The 14273-nt window shown below is 37.2% G+C and carries 13 protein-coding genes; 5 read left to right on the top strand and 8 right to left on the bottom strand.

Annotated features, from left to right (window positions below; all coding sequences use genetic code 11):
* Nucleotides 1-156: 156 nt before the first annotated feature.
* Both IGL13_RS01570 and IGL13_RS01565 read right to left on the bottom strand, forming a co-directional pair.
* Nucleotides 157-1122, bottom strand: coding sequence for a DUF4822 domain-containing protein (locus tag IGL13_RS01570; RefSeq protein WP_002364974.1), 966 nt, complete (start codon nucleotides 1120-1122; stop codon nucleotides 157-159).
* Between the two features lie 184 nt (nucleotides 1123-1306).
* Complete coding sequence (locus IGL13_RS01565) at nucleotides 1307-2284, bottom strand: DUF4822 domain-containing protein (protein WP_002358366.1); 978 nt, start codon at nucleotides 2282-2284, stop codon at nucleotides 1307-1309.
* 323 nt (nucleotides 2285-2607) lie between these two features.
* On the opposite strand from IGL13_RS01565, the gene IGL13_RS01560 reads away from it, so the two are divergent.
* Nucleotides 2608-3951, top strand: coding sequence for a sensor histidine kinase (locus tag IGL13_RS01560; protein WP_002385380.1), 1344 nt, complete (start codon nucleotides 2608-2610; stop codon nucleotides 3949-3951).
* Nucleotides 3948-4640, top strand: a complete 693-nt coding sequence (locus tag IGL13_RS01555; protein WP_002358364.1) for a response regulator transcription factor — start codon at nucleotides 3948-3950, stop codon at nucleotides 4638-4640. The genes IGL13_RS01560 and IGL13_RS01555 overlap by 4 nt, the downstream gene beginning before the upstream one ends.
* A gap of 51 nt (nucleotides 4641-4691) precedes the next feature.
* Here IGL13_RS01555 and IGL13_RS01550 read toward each other — a convergent pair whose 3' ends face one another.
* The 3 genes from IGL13_RS01550 to IGL13_RS01540 form a co-directional block, all read right to left on the bottom strand.
* Nucleotides 4692-5837 (bottom strand): cysteine desulfurase family protein, encoded by a 1146-nt coding sequence (locus IGL13_RS01550; protein WP_002355234.1) that lies wholly within the window; start codon nucleotides 5835-5837, stop codon nucleotides 4692-4694.
* A gap of 126 nt (nucleotides 5838-5963) precedes the next feature.
* The gene (ezrA, locus tag IGL13_RS01545; RefSeq protein ID WP_002355233.1) at nucleotides 5964-7700 is read right to left on the bottom strand and encodes a septation ring formation regulator EzrA; all 1737 of its coding nucleotides are present in this window, start codon (nucleotides 7698-7700) and stop codon (nucleotides 5964-5966) included.
* A 185-nt stretch (nucleotides 7701-7885) separates the two neighbouring features.
* Complete coding sequence (locus IGL13_RS01540) at nucleotides 7886-8572, bottom strand: HAD family hydrolase (protein WP_002355232.1); 687 nt, start codon at nucleotides 8570-8572, stop codon at nucleotides 7886-7888.
* Between the two features lie 186 nt (nucleotides 8573-8758).
* Between IGL13_RS01540 and IGL13_RS01535 the strand changes: the two genes are divergently transcribed.
* A complete protein-coding gene (locus IGL13_RS01535) occupies nucleotides 8759-10111 on the top strand; it encodes an aspartate kinase (RefSeq protein WP_002385384.1) in 1353 nt (450 codons plus the stop codon).
* Between the two features lie 22 nt (nucleotides 10112-10133).
* Here the strand turns inward: IGL13_RS01535 and IGL13_RS01530 are convergent, their stop codons facing one another.
* The 3 genes from IGL13_RS01530 to IGL13_RS01520 are packed head-to-tail and all read right to left on the bottom strand — an operon-like array spanning nucleotide 10134 to nucleotide 12305.
* Nucleotides 10134-10670: a haloacid dehalogenase gene (locus tag IGL13_RS01530; protein ID WP_002355230.1), complete on the bottom strand. Its 537-nt coding sequence runs from the start codon at nucleotides 10668-10670 to the stop codon at nucleotides 10134-10136.
* Between the two features lie 16 nt (nucleotides 10671-10686).
* Nucleotides 10687-11520: a DUF72 domain-containing protein gene (locus IGL13_RS01525; protein WP_002355228.1), complete on the bottom strand. Its 834-nt coding sequence runs from the start codon at nucleotides 11518-11520 to the stop codon at nucleotides 10687-10689.
* A gap of 50 nt (nucleotides 11521-11570) precedes the next feature.
* Nucleotides 11571-12305, bottom strand: coding sequence for an acyl-ACP thioesterase domain-containing protein (locus tag IGL13_RS01520; RefSeq protein ID WP_002355227.1), 735 nt, complete (start codon nucleotides 12303-12305; stop codon nucleotides 11571-11573).
* A 274-nt stretch (nucleotides 12306-12579) separates the two neighbouring features.
* Between IGL13_RS01520 and IGL13_RS01515 the strand changes: the two genes are divergently transcribed.
* The gene (locus IGL13_RS01515; protein ID WP_002355225.1) at nucleotides 12580-13164 is read left to right on the top strand and encodes a lytic polysaccharide monooxygenase; all 585 of its coding nucleotides are present in this window, start codon (nucleotides 12580-12582) and stop codon (nucleotides 13162-13164) included.
* 42 nt (nucleotides 13165-13206) lie between these two features.
* Nucleotides 13207-14253 (top strand): chitinase, encoded by a 1047-nt coding sequence (locus IGL13_RS01510; protein WP_002361149.1) that lies wholly within the window; start codon nucleotides 13207-13209, stop codon nucleotides 14251-14253.
* Nucleotides 14254-14273 lie beyond the last annotated feature (20 nt).

The raw sequence follows: 14273 nt of genomic DNA, 5'->3' as shown, positions 1-14273 counted from the left end.
TCCATAATATGAACAAATTATTAAATAATAATCATTATAATTATCTTAATAATAATATTTAATTATAACTAATAACAATTTATTTATAGAGGAAGAGAAAACAAAAGAACGTTGGGGGACGTTCTTTTGTTAAATAAGAGAGAAGACAAGAGACTTTTAGAAAGTAAAGGCTGGATGATATGTGCCTTGGTAAGGTTCATGTTCCACGAACACTTGAATATCATTACCAGCATTATCTTTACCCATTCGAGTATACGTAAATCGATCATTGTTTAGTTCCGTTAATTCTAGCGCTGCACCGTAGCGATTCGTACCAATAGATACATGAGCCCGGATCTTGTTATTGTCCACCACTTGGAAGTACCCAAAGTCGCCGCGGGTTTCACCTGTTTGTAAATTGAAAAATTCATATTTACTTGTGTTTGGATCAAATTTCGCTAAACTAATGTAATTTTGATTGGCCGCTGTCACATCATTACCGTTTTTATCTACGACTTTTGTGCCATTCCACAAGGTTGTTCCTAAAATTTTATCCCCTGATTTATTTGTCACAATTTTGCCAGTTTGATTGGTTAATGCTTCACGTCCATTTGTAAAAGCTAATTTTTTCCCATGATAAGGGATGTGTTCCACGTAAACTTCAACATCATTCCCCAGTTTATCTTTCCCTAAACGCTTGTAAGTAAATTTGTCTTTACTCACTTCGGTTAAATCCACTACGGCTTGATAATTTTGTGTCCGCGAAATTAAAATTCGTTTTGTGCCATCACCTGTCACAAAAAATGTTCCTTCGTCACCACGGGTTTCCCCAGTATTTTTGTCGAAAAACTCATAAAAACCGGTTTCACCATCATATTTTGCTAAACCAATAAAATTAGCATTTTCTGCCGTTAAATCATTACCAGCAGCATCATAAACACGGGTTCCTTGCCAGTCCGTGCCAGATAAAATCTTAGTCGCCTTGTCGCCTCTTGTTTGGCCATTGTTTTGATGTTTGCCTAAATTTGCTGTAGCACTATTTGGATTGGCTGCATGACCTGCAAATGCTGGACTTGCATAACCTGCTATAAGTAACGTACTTAATGTTACTAAAGTAATCGAACTTAATACTTTCTTTTTCATAAAGCATCGCTCCTTTTCTTTGATAAACCTATCTTAACAAACGATTCTAAACTACCACTGTCAGAAAAATGAACAATTTATAAACGATTAAAAACAACTATAAACTATTTTTTTGTTAAAAATGAAGCGGTCAAAAGAATCCTTTACTTCCTTTTGGCCGCTTCATCCACTCGTGATTGACTAATTAGAACGTGAAGTCTGGCGTAAAGTCTCCTTCATATGGTTCATGTTCTACAAAGACTTTAATTTCTTTGCCATTGTTGTCTTTACCCATTCGTGTATACGTAAAACGTTTATCATTTAATTCTGTTAATTCTAACGCAGCTCCATATTTATTGTCACCAATTGAAACGTGGGCCCGGATTTTGTTATTATCAATTACTTGGAAGTAACCAAAATCTCCACGGGTTTTACCCGTTTCTAAATCAAAGAATTCATATTTACTTGTTTTATTATCAAATTTCGCTAAACTAATAAACATTTTATTTGCTTCAGTAACATCGTTACCGTCTTCATCTAAAACTTTCGTGCCATTCCATAATGTAGCCCCTAAAATGTCATCCCCAGGTTCACTGGTAACAATCTTGCCAGTTTCTGTTTCTAAATCTTTACGGCCATTCGTAAAGGTTAATTTCTCGTCAGAATAAGGGATATGTTCTACAAAGACTTCTACATCTTTCCCGTCTTTATCTTTACCCATTCGCTTATAGGTAAATTTATCTTTCGTCACTTCCGTTAAATCGACCACCGCTTGATAGTTTTGTGTATCCGAAATTAAGATACGCTTTTCGCCATCGTCTGTCACAAAGAATGTGCCTTCATCGCCACGGGTTTCACCTGTTTCTTTGTCGAAAAATTCATAAAAACCTGTTTCACCATCATATTTTGCTAAACCAATAAAATTAGCATTTTCTGCTGTTAAATCATTATTATTTTTGTCGTAAACTTTTGTGCCTTGCCAATCAGTACTGGATAAAATTTCTGTTAATTCTTGTCCTTTTGATTGCTCTTTAGCTGCTTCTGCTGAACTAGAGACTGCAGTGCTTGAGCTAGCTGCACTTGATTTATCTGTTGCAGAGTTGGCTCCGCCAGCACAGCCTGCAATCAACAACGTACTAAAGGTTAATAAGGTAAGCGCACTAAAAACTTTTTTCTTTTTCATGGTTGGTAATCCCCTTTTTCTTTTTGATATATTTAGAATAGCAAAGCCTTATAAACTCCTACTTGCCGAAAAATGAACAAATTATAAACAAATGAAAAAAAGTTAATAACAATACTAGCTTTTTTTTGTTCACTTGTAATACACTATAAGTAAGAAATAGATTAAAACCACTAGGAGGGACGCTTTTGACCATTAAACGCCGCTTTTTTATTTCTTATATTAGTGCCATCATTATTACTTTAGCCTCTGTTTTAGCTGTTTTATCCTTAGCTTCTTACATCACGTTAGGAACTGTTCCCAGTTTGCCCCAAGCTTACCGAATGATGAATAAGCAACGACCATTGACCGCTAACGAAGAAGAAAGTTATTTGGCCTTAGATCAATTGTTAAAAAAGTCACCGAAATTACTAGATACACCTTTAAGTAAAGAATTAAAGGAAACGATTCAAACAATTGAAGCAAAAGGATTAAGTGTGATTATTCGAAAGAATGCACGGTTTCCTTATTATTCGGATAATTTAGTAGAAAAATCTTTGTCTGTACATATTCCAAACTACGAAATGAATAATATTATGCCAACTGGCACACTGGATAATGCAGGGCGTCTATATCATTATGTCAAATCCGATTTTCATTATTTAGATGGTTCTAACGGGAGCTTTATTGTCTTGAAACGCGAAAGCAGCCTTTTTGAATTCTTCACACGCTGGATTATCTGGATGATTTTGTTAATTATCCTTGTAGCAATTGCGGCAGCTTGGCTCATTAATAAGCGCTTAACCAAAACCACTATCGAGCCATTAGAAGCATTAGAAAAAGCGACTAAAACATTGGGCAAGGATGCCCAAAAAGAAAATCCATTTACACCAACTAGCCACCAAACCGTCTCAACGGAAGTCAAACAGCTCCAACTTAGTTTTGAACAAATGTGGCAAGATTTAGAAGAAGCCAATGCGGAACGCGAAAAATATGAAGCTAATCGGAAAGAATTAATTGCAAATATTTCTCATGACTTAAAAACACCAATTACTTCTATTATTGGTTACGTTGAAGGTTTGATGGATGGCGTTGCCAATACTGAAGAAAAAAAACAGCGCTATTTAACGGTCATTCATGAAAAAAGTTTAGGCCTCAATGATTTAATTGAAGAATTATTTTTGTATTCTAAATTAGACCTAGATCGTGCTGTCTTTACAATGGAAAAGACCAATTTCACTCGTTTTATTGCACATATTCTTGAAGAATACCGTTTGGAACAAGAACTCGTGATTACTTCTGTCCTTCCCACCGAAGCTTTATACGTTCAAATGGATCCCACGCAGATGAATCGCGTGATTACCAATCTAATTCAAAATAGCATTAAATTTGCGGATCCCACTAAAGAACAACTAGCCTTTACGATTTCTTTAACGCATAATCAAACAGACTTAGTTTTAACCATTACAGATAACGGCATTGGTATCGATAAAAAAGAATTACCTTATTTATTCGAACGCTTCTATCGTGTAGACAAATCTCGAACCCCAACAGTTAAAGGAAGCGGCTTGGGATTAAGTATTGTCAAACAAATTATTGACTATCATCAGGGAACAATCACTGTCACAAGTAAAAAAGGAGACGGCACCAACGTGATAATTACGCTGCCGTTGTTGGAGGATGAAAAATGAAACCACATGTATTAATTATTGAAGATGATCCAAGCATTGCTGATTTGCAAAAAGATTATTTAGAAATTAACGATATGACTGTCACAATTGAACATGATGGAAAAAAAGGATTGGAAGCAGCTTTAAATGAGCCCTTTGATTTAATTATTTTAGATGTGATGCTGCCAACTATGGATGGTTTTGAAATCTGTCGTGCAATTCGGAAAAAAAAGCAAACGCCGATCATGATTGTTTCGGCTAAAAAAGAAGATATTGATAAAATTCGTGGGCTTGGCTTAGGTGCGGATGATTATATAATCAAGCCGTTTAGTCCCAATGAATTAGTCGCTCGAGCAAAAGCCCATATGAACCGTTATCAATTGTTAAGCAACGCAGAACAACCACCACAATTACTAAAAATCAATGAAATCGCCGTCGACACTGCCGCCCACAAAGTGTTTGTTTTAGAAAATGAAGTTATTTTTACTAGTAAAGAATACAAATTGCTGGTTTTCTTGATGGAACATCCTAACCGTGTGTGGAATAAAGAAGAACTTTTTGAAAGTGTCTGGGGGTTTGATGCCTTAGATACTGAGGTTTCGACTGTCGTTGTTCACATTAAACGGATTCGGGAAAAATTAAAAAAAGCCAATCTTTCTGACTCTCCAATTGAAACACTCTGGGGAAGTGGCTACCGCTTCAATCGATAAAGAGAGCAAAAATAAGTTGGAGCCTATTTCTAGGCTCCAACTTATTTTTTATTAATTTACACGAGAAAATTTTTGATAAAGTTGGTTGAAAACAATCATAAATTGTTCAATTTCTGCCATTGTATTGCTTTCATCTAAACTAATGCGCACAGCGGAAGTCGCTAATTCCCCTGGCACATGCATGGCATACAAGGTGCTACTAGCCATTTTTTTTCGGCTAGAACAAGCACTCGTAGTCGAAATATAAATCTGTTTTTCTTCCAATGCATGGACTAGCACTTCGCCGCGAATCCCTTTCAAAGCAAAACATAAAATGTGTGGCGCAAAATGTTCATTATCTTGTGAAAAAACAGTCACATTTTGAAATTCTTCTAGCGCCTTTAATAAATAACTCCGTAATGTCGCCACATGTTGCGGCCGTTGTTGTTCGTTCTCTAAATGCAAACGCAACGCTTTGGCCATTGCCACAATTGCTGGTACGTTTTCTGTCCCACTGCGTTGGTTGTTTTCTTGTCCGCCTCCTGTTAAAAGCGGCGCTAAACGTTTTCCTTGTTTCCAATACATAAAACCAATGCCTCGTGGTCCATGAAATTTATGTGCAGAAAATGTTGCAAAATCCACCCGATCCGTTAACCACTCTGAGTAATTAACTTTCCCAATTGCTTGAACGGCGTCTACATGAAAATGAATTTTAGGAAACTCCGCTAAAACCTCGCTGATTTCTTTAATTGGTTGAATCGTTCCCACTTCATTGTTGACTGCCATAACAGAAACCAAAATCGTTTCTTTTCTAATTAATTTCTGTAATTCCTCGACTTTCACACGACCTTCTTTATCCACTGGCGCATAAGAAAGTTCAAAACCTAGTTCGACTAATTGTTCCGCTGTTTCTGTAACTGCTGGATGTTCCACTGCAGAAATAATAATATGATTACCAAATTCTCGTTTTTCGATTGCCGTTCCTTTTAAAACCCAGTTATCTCCTTCAGTTCCGCCACTTGTAAAATAGATTTCATTTGCTGAAACATTGATTAGCTCCGCAATCTGCTTCCGTGCTTGTTGTAAGAGCCGATTCGCTTGGTTGCCTAAGTCATGCAGACTAGACGGATTGCCAATAATCCGCTGACTGGTTTTTACATATGTATCTAAAGCCTGGGGGTAAATCGGTGTAGTTGCACTATTATCAAAATAAATCATTTGTCACCCTTCTTTTTTAAAATTCTTTCCCATTATATACTTTCTAAAGTATCACTTCAAGTCACCACCACGCCATAAAAAACAGAGGCTTGTCTGTCGACAAACCTCTGTTTAGTGATTGTTTAATTAAATTGCTGTTAAATTAGGGTTATTGATATTTTTAAAATAAAAATCTTCGATTCGTTTGAACGCCCCTGGCTCAACAGCTTCCAATGCCGTTCCAATTTCATCTAATGCATCTTGATAACGGAATTCTGTCGAGAATAAATACATGCTTTTATCTAAAGCCGCTCGGATGTTCTCGTGAGTATGACGATAGCGGTTTGCATATTGCATCATTTGTTCTGTCAGAGCTGCTGCATTGACTAAATCTTTTGTTTTCTTATCTAATAACTCTAAATCATCTTCGCATAAGTCACACAAACGATTGATTTCATCCATATTAATGCGCATTTTATTTAAGGCTCGGCTTAAATCTTCAATTCGATCCGTTGCCACATAGAAAAATTCTAAGTAATCAGCAGACAAACCTGGTAATCGTTGCTTTTCAACATACCGTTTGATACTCCGTAAACGGAATTCGTATTCGTCGACTTTTTCTTGGGCGACTTTTTCGCCTTTTCTTAGTTCTTTCAATGAAGCATCAATTTCTAATTGTTGATTTTCAATATCATCTAAAATCTTATAGCATTCTTTATAGAACGCTTGAATTTCAGAGTAAGGAACGGTATGTTCTTTCATTCGAGGTTCTAAGTCTTTTTGACGGCGGATAATTTCTTCAATTTCCGTTTGGAAACCACGACTACGTCCTAACTCGTTGTTGTTTAAGGTGTAGCTTTGTGATACATGGTCCAATTCAATCATTAATTGACGGTTATTTTTTAAGGAATGAGAAATATAATCGTCAATAATTTTTTGATTGGTTACGACATATTTCTTCGCTTCAATTTCACGTTCCATCACTTCATATAATGCATCAATCGCCGTTGCTGTGTCGCGATTTGCGACCTCTACTGCAGCAATCTCTGTTTTCTCTAAATCAGCCATTGAATTCTCGACACGTTTTTTCGCATGTTGAATTTCTTCAGCAAAGTTTTGTTCAGGGAACACATAATCGTCAGCTAATAATTGGTTGTAGCCTTCTTCGATTTCTTTTAATTGATCTGGGAAAGTTTCATTTAATTCTTCATACATTGGTGGAATCCGTTTCATTAAGTCTTCCAATTCATACGTATGACGTTCCGCATCTTCTAGGACTTCTCGAGCCTCGATTGGGTCCCCCGATGTATTTAGTGTGACAAATTGTGTGAATTCAATTTCGACGTTTCTTAATTGTTTTTGGATTTCGGAGTAAGCTGGACCAAAGCTAGCTTTATCATCTTTTAGTGATTTACTTAATTCTTCATAGACATCCAAAGCTTTTTGAACTTCTAATGAATTGCGCTCTTCACTTTCACGTAATTCTTTCAAGCCATTACGAATGACTTCCACTTCGGCTTCCATTTCGGTCATCGTTTCATTCGCTTCCACGACTGCTTTCTTCGCTTTCATGAAACGGAAAATTTCATTTTGATTTTCGACTTCATAAATTTGACTCTCTAGTTCGGCGAAAGAACGCGTCGATAGTTCTACCCAGCGTTGATTCCATTCACGGAAACTATTTTGACTCTGTCCAACTAGATGCATTTTTTTAATGTCATCGATTTCTTCAAAGACTGGCAAGTCAAACAGGGCTTCTTTACGAACTTCTAATTCATCTAATTGTTCTTGATTTTTTTTGCGCATAAAATAACCAATTAAGTATAGCACCGCAGCAATAATAACGATTACTAGTACTAAAATGATAATCCAATTATTCTTCATTTTGGCTCCTCCGATAATTTTTCTATAATAAAAGAAAGGTTGTTTGTTCTCTTCACACGGTTATCTATTGTTCCTGACCCTTGAAAAAGGGCATTCTTGCAGAAATACCTATAGAAAATTATAGCACAAACTGTATATTCATTCACTAGTTATAACAAACTTTTTTAAGAAAACCCGCGATCTTCTTACGAAGGGGTTGATTCACTGCTTTCATCGATCCGATTTTCACTAATTTTTTTACAAATATCACTTAGTTGTGTTAAGAAGGCATCCGCTTGACTTTGATCCATCCCAAAGTGTTCATCGCGCATAGCCCAAACTTCTAGCCCAGCTTCTTTGGCAGAGGCAATGCCTTTTTCTGAATCTTCAATGGCTATACATTCCTGTGGCGCAACAGCTAATTCTTGTAACGTGTGCAGATAAATATCCGGCGCCGGTTTACTTTCTTCGAAATCTTCCCCACTCACGACCGCATCAAAATAACTACTTAATTGCCCCACTGTCAAAACCTCTTCAATTGCGTCTTTTGTGGAAGAAGAAGCTAATCCGATTTTATAGCCTTGTCTTTTTAAAAATTGTAAAACACGTTTCGCATTTTCATCAAGCACAGCTAAATAATCTATCGGATGCGCTTTTTTATAGGCTATGTATTGTTCATTTAAAAAAGCAATATCTAGCTCTTTTTTGTTGACTTGTTCAATCTTTTGCCATAATGAACGCATATCCGCACCGACTAATTCTGGCAAGGTTAGGCCCTCAATGGTCAAATCAAATTCCGCTAAAAATGCTTTACGTCGCTCATAATAATAAGCTTCGCTATCTACTAGGACACCGTCCATATCAAAAATAATGGCAGTTTTGGATTCTGTCATACTATTTAACTCCTTCGTTACGACTCATATCTTTACAGTTTAACAAAATTTTAAGGAAAAATGAAGAACAAATATTTTCATGATTTCCTAACTTTCTGAAAATAAGTGGTTGCTTTTCTAAATGTTTTTCGGTATCCTTTTACTAATCTACAAATGAGAAAATAATTAAAAACAGGAGTGATAAACGTGAACGTAGTTAAATTCGGCGGTAGCTCGCTAGCATCAGCACCACAGTTACAGAAAGTCTTACAAATCGTCAAGGAAGAGCCGCGCCGAACGTTTGTCGTTGTATCCGCTCCTGGAAAGCGAACCCCGCAAGATATTAAAGTGACTGATTTATTGATTCAATACTATCAGCGCTACTTAAATAATGAGGAAATTGAATCGACAATCTCTGCCATCATTCGTCGTTATGAAGATCTTTTTGATGAATTACACTTGGATAAAGCAGTTTTAGCTGATATTGCTATTTCGATTCGCCAATTAGCCACTTTACCAAAAGAAAACAATGCTTTTCTATTTGACTATTTTTTAGCTAGCGGCGAGGACAATAATGCAAAAGTTGTTGCCAGTTTTTTCAATCAGAATGGCTTAGATGCTCGCTACATTAGTCCAAAAGAATTAGGTCTCCTAGTGACACCTGAGCCAGGCAATGCCCGCATTTTACCAAAAGCTTTAGAGAAAATTAGTGCCTATCGTGAGACTCAACAAATCTTGGTTATTCCAGGTTTCTTTGGTTATACAGAAGCCGGCGAAATTTGTACTTTTTCTCGTGGCGGTTCCGATATCACAGGGTCCATTGTTGCCGCAGGTGTTCAAGCAGATTTGTATGAAAACTTTACCGATGTGGACGGAATTTATGTCGCCCATCCTGGAATTATTGAACAGCCTCAAACGATTCAAGAATTGACCTACAGAGAAATGCGGGAGTTAGCTTATGCAGGATTTGCCGTCCTCCACGATGAAGCCTTAATGCCTGCCTATCGCGCAAATATTCCAGTCGTTATCAAAAATACTAACAACCCACATCATCCTGGCACCCTAATTACTACTTCTCGCAAAGTGAAGCATGCCCCTGTTGTAGGAATTGCTAGTGATCAAGGGTTCGCAAGTATTTACATTAGTAAGTATTTAATGAATAGAGAGTTAGGTTTTGGGCGACGGCTCTTAGAAGTACTAGAAAAATTAGCCTTGAGCTATGAGCATATGCCCTCAGGAATTGATGACATCACGATTGTTTTAAGAGAAGACCAGTTAACAACTGAAATTGAAAATCGACTGATGGCCCAACTCCAAGAAGTTTTAGCGCCTGATGAGTTACGCATCACGCATCACCTTTCTATGATTATGATTGTCGGGGAAGGCATGCGCCAACGAATTGGGGTTACTGCTGAAAGTACAATGGCGTTAGCCAAAGAAAAAATCAACTTAGAAATGATTAACCAAGGATCTTCGGAAGTAAGTATTATGTTTGGTATCAAAAAAGAACAAGAGGAAAAAGCCATCAAAGCTTTATATCGGACGTTCTTCCATGATTAATGAAAAAGACGAATGAGTTTTCTCATTCGTCTTTTTCATTGGTTTCAGTAATTTTCAATTGGCGCTGAATTTCCGCTTTAATTTTAGCTTCTGGCGCAAAATCTTGTTCCCAATTTTCAGGTTTTAATACTTTATTTGTTTCTGGATCATAATGTGGCTGCCCATCTGGAAATAATTTCCCCATATTGGCTTGATGAACGATTTCAATAATTTTTGTTGGATTGACGCCCATTAAGCAAAACGAACCATAAGTAAAATACAATAAATCAACTAGTGCATCCACTTCCTCCACTAAAGGATCAGATACTGGTTTGCCTTTCGCCAAGACTTTCTGCTCTGCTTTATCGACAGATTTTTTTAATCCGTTGACCAATTGTTGAAAAAGTACTTGGTCATTATCAGCAGCACTATATAAAAATTCTACAAGTTCTTCGACTTTAAACTCTGCTCGTCGACTGGCTAGCTCTGGCGAAAAAGCAGTTGGTTGCTCTGGTTGTTGTGGATTAAAAACCTCGTGGAATGCACAAGCCATTTCATAAGGGGATTGCTTTTCAGACATTCAGCTACCTTCTTTCTCAAAATAAATCTAATTGTTTTGGATTCAAATCATCGTAACTCAAATTCAAGACTTTTTGCATCTGTAGAGCGTTTTCTGCGGCATCGCCGCCAGAATTATTATTAAAAATTACGCCCACTTCTTTAGCTTCTTGCGACATTTTTAAAACAGCTTCGCTTAAATCAGCGATTTCCTGCGTATTATAATGATAAAGGGTTCTTTTTTTTCGCCACTCTGCATCATTGGCTAACCAGCCAGCCGCATTACGTCCGTGAAACCGGAAGAGCACGAGATTAGGATTCGTTACATAAGGATAAAAGGGCACTGGATTCGTAGGAATCTGCGGTTCATCTACAATCACAAGTGAAAATTGATTTTCTTTCATAAATTGCAACATTTGTTTTACAAAGTTTGGTTGATACCATGAATTATTTCGTAATTCAATGGCGATGGGTAGGTCTTTAAACCAGTGACGAATTTTTTGCAAGTAAGCGACATTTTCTTTCGTACAACCAAATGTTCCTGAAAATTGTACCAGAAAGGCAAATAATTTTTTACTTTCAATTAATGGGGCCATACTTTCTAAAAAGGCGGTGATCATTTCTTCTTCACTTGCATAATAGGTCTGCCACTCACCTTGACAACTGATTCCACTATAAACTTTCATGACAAAGCGAAAGTTTTCGGGAACTGCTTTGACCCATTCAGCTACTCGTTCTTTGGGAGGAATCCCGTAATACGCCGTGTCCATTTCAACTAGCGGTAAATGACTGGCATATTCATAAAGCGTGGACCGTTTTTTTCCAGTTAAATAGTCGTGTTCACTAAAAGATGTTAATCCTAAGCGAATCATGTCCTTCCTCCTCTGCGTAACTTTTTATTTTTCTAAACCGTCATCTCAACTTAGTTGGTCCAATCGATATTCGCTTCACAATAGGTTTGACCATCAATCCGAATCTCATGGCGCGTTTTCAACTGATTTTCTTGTTCGACAATTTCGTAATGACTTTCGACTTCTTGGCCATATTCTACTTCTTTATCAAATTTCACAAGAATTTTTTTCGGTTGATGCGTTGTTAAAAAGTCATACCCTAACACATCCAATAACCAATTAAAGTAAATCGCATTATTAACATGTTGATTGCCATCAATATCAAAAAAACGCACACGATAAGGTAAAAAGTTCCCCTCTGTGACCTTTTCAATTTTTTCATGGCGATAAATTTTAGTGATTTTTTCAGAATCAAAAGGTGCAATAATTTCTGGTAACACACTACTGATTTTCCGATTTTTTTGATCCATTAAGACAAAGGTTGATTTCACAAAGACACATTCATTGCCTTCTTCATCATGAACCCAAAAGTTACGATAACAAAAATATTTGTTATAACTCATAGCTTGCGTTGTAATTGCTACTTTTTCACCAACTTTTGGTAAGCGATGAATCTCTATTTCATAATTGGTGATGACCCAGCCTAGACCAAATTGAGCGACATAAGCCGCATCTCTTCCTAGTAATTCTGTTTGTTCTTCTGATACTTTAATGACAACCGCTAACAAAGCCGGTATCTTCATTGCACCAGTAAAATCGCCGTCATAGTAGGCAACTTCATAAGAGGATGTATGTTTTTTTCCCACGAAATAATCTCCTTTTTCCAATGGCTACTTTCGTGTCATTGTTTCTCCTTAAAAGTATACCACGTGATTTCTTCAATTGCGATTCCGAATGAAAAATTAACAAAACTTTGAAAAGCACTATTATTTATATTATTTAAAAACGTTCTTAATATTACTTAAAAAATATTGTTTTATTTTTAAAAATAACATTTCTTATTATTTGTATCCGAAAGATTATTATGTTATATTCCTATCTGTAAGCGCATACAAAATAATTTTTTAGGAGGTTTTTTTCGTGAAAAAGAGTTTATTAACAATCGTCCTGGCTTTTAGTTTTGTTTTAGGTGGCGCTGCATTGGCCCCTACTGTTTCGGAGGCTCATGGTTACGTAGCAAGTCCTGGAAGTCGTGCTTTCTTTGGTAGTTCTGCTGGTGGTAACTTAAATACAAATGTTGGTCGTGCACAATGGGAACCTCAAAGTATCGAAGCGCCCAAAAATACGTTTATTACTGGTAAATTAGCCAGTGCAGGTGTCTCAGGTTTTGAACCTTTGGATGAACAAACAGCTACTCGTTGGCACAAAACAAACATTACAACAGGTCCCCTTGACATCACTTGGAACTTAACTGCCCAACATAGAACTGCTTCTTGGGATTACTATATTACTAAAAATGGCTGGAATCCCAATCAACCATTAGACATTAAAAACTTCGACAAAATTGCTTCAATCGACGGCAAACAAGAAGTTCCTAATAAAGTTGTTAAACAAACAATTAATATTCCGACAGACCGCAAAGGTTATCATGTCATTTACGCTGTCTGGGGCATTGGTGATACGGTGAACGCCTTTTACCAAGCGATTGATGTGAACATTCAGTAAAAATACTCACATCTTAAACTAAATTAAAGGAGTTCTCAAAAAATGAAGCTAAAAAAAATAATTCCTGCTTTTCTCCTTCTTTCAACCGTTGCAGTTGGCTTGTGGTTAACGCCTACTCAAGCTTCTGCAGATGCTGCGGATACGATGGTAGATATCTCTGGCAAAAAAGTGTTGGTTGGATATTGGCATAACTGGGCCTCAAAAGGACGCGATGGTTACAAACAAGGAACATCAGCATCACTGAACCTTTCAGAAGTAAATCAAGCCTACAATGTCGTACCGGTTTCCTTCATGAAAAGCGATGGCACGACACGGATTCCTACGTTCAAGCCTTATAACCAAACAGACACTGCCTTCAGACAAGAAGTCGCACAATTAAATAGTCAAGGTCGCGCAGTTTTATTGGCACTTGGTGGAGCAGATGCACATATCCAATTAGTCAAAGGCGATGAACAAGCCTTTGCGAATGAAATCATTCGTCAAGTGGAAACATACGGCTTTGATGGTTTAGACATCGACTTAGAGCAATTGGCGATTACTGCTGGCGACAACCAAACCGTCATCCCTGCTGCGTTGAAAATAGTCAAAGACCATTATCGATCACAAGGAAAAAATTTCATCATTACGATGGCGCCAGAATTCCCTTATTTAAAACCTGGTGCCGCTTATGAAACATACATTACTTCCCTAAATGGTTATTATGATTACATTGCCCCACAATTATATAACCAAGGCGGCGACGGTGTCTGGGTTGATGAAATTATGACTTGGGTTGCTCAAAGCAACGATGCTCTAAAATACGAATTCCTCTATTATATGTCTGATTCATTAATCCATGGTACGCGCGGCTATCTACAGATACCAAACGATAAATTAGTCCTTGGTTTACCAGCAAATCGGGATGCGGCTGGTAGCGGCTATGTCGTTGAGGCTACCCCTGTAGCCAAAACTTTTGATCAGTTAGCAAAAGACGGTAATCCTATCCGTGGCTTAATGACTTGGTCTGCAAATTGGGACGTTGGTCAAGATGTCAACGGCAAGTCCTACAACAATGAATTTGCGACACGTTATAGTAACCTCGTAAAATAAAAGCTATTTTGAGACAGAAC

This window comes from Enterococcus sp. DIV1937 (assembly GCF_050535975.1).
In the GTDB taxonomy this organism is placed as follows: Bacteria; Bacillota; Bacilli; order Lactobacillales; family Enterococcaceae; genus Enterococcus; species Enterococcus faecalis.
Note: the sequence above shows the minus strand (reverse complement) of the source record. Positions and strands in the feature narration are given on the sequence as shown.

What these genes read in the sequence shown, in the direction of transcription:
- IGL13_RS01570 (WP_002364974.1), bottom strand. Translation starts at nt 1,122, where the DNA reads ATGAAAAAGAAAGTATTAAGTTCGATTACTTTAGTAACATTAAGTACG.
- IGL13_RS01565 (WP_002358366.1), bottom strand. Translation starts at nt 2,284, where the DNA reads ATGAAAAAGAAAAAAGTTTTTAGTGCGCTTACCTTATTAACCTTTAGT.
- IGL13_RS01560 (WP_002385380.1), top strand. Translation starts at nt 2,608, where the DNA reads ATGAATAAGCAACGACCATTGACCGCTAACGAAGAAGAAAGTTATTTG.
- IGL13_RS01555 (WP_002358364.1), top strand. Translation starts at nt 3,948, where the DNA reads ATGAAACCACATGTATTAATTATTGAAGATGATCCAAGCATTGCTGAT.
- IGL13_RS01550 (WP_002355234.1), bottom strand. Translation starts at nt 5,837, where the DNA reads ATGATTTATTTTGATAATAGTGCAACTACACCGATTTACCCCCAGGCT.
- ezrA (WP_002355233.1), bottom strand. Translation starts at nt 7,700, where the DNA reads ATGAAGAATAATTGGATTATCATTTTAGTACTAGTAATCGTTATTATT.
- IGL13_RS01540 (WP_002355232.1), bottom strand. Translation starts at nt 8,572, where the DNA reads ATGACAGAATCCAAAACTGCCATTATTTTTGATATGGACGGTGTCCTA.
- IGL13_RS01530 (WP_002355230.1), bottom strand. Translation starts at nt 10,670, where the DNA reads ATGTCTGAAAAGCAATCCCCTTATGAAATGGCTTGTGCATTCCACGAG.
- IGL13_RS01525 (WP_002355228.1), bottom strand. Translation starts at nt 11,520, where the DNA reads ATGATTCGCTTAGGATTAACATCTTTTAGTGAACACGACTATTTAACT.
- IGL13_RS01510 (WP_002361149.1), top strand. Translation starts at nt 13,207, where the DNA reads ATGAAGCTAAAAAAAATAATTCCTGCTTTTCTCCTTCTTTCAACCGTT.